Raw genomic sequence first — 309 nt, forward strand, 5'->3', positions numbered from 1 at the left:
GCGGGTGTTCGTGAGCCGTGCGTTGGCCTCGTACACCGAGAAGGTCGGGTGCAGGTTCAGGAAGCTGCGCCCCGGGCCGCCCCAAGCGAGGGCCACATCGAACAAAAGCTCGTCGCCGCCGTTGCCCAGAAGGACATTGGCGCGGTCGAGCCCGTTGGCCTCGGCGATGAGATCGCGCAGGCGGTTGGCCAGAGGATCGGGATAGAGGTTCAGAGGCACCTGGGCAATGCGACGCGCAATGGCGGCGCGCACCTCGGCGTCCACGTCGCGCGGATTCTCGTTGGCCGACAGGTACGCCTCGGCCGGCAG

The 309-nt window shown here is 68.3% G+C and carries 1 pseudogene; it reads right to left on the reverse strand.

The window, feature by feature from the left end:
• Positions 1 to 309: pseudogene (locus NE591_RS13890) on the reverse strand (histidinol-phosphate transaminase); the annotation flags it as partial.

The organism is Adlercreutzia sp. DFI.6.23, from assembly GCF_024462535.1.
GTDB lineage: Bacteria > Actinomycetota > Coriobacteriia > Coriobacteriales > Eggerthellaceae > Adlercreutzia > Adlercreutzia rubneri.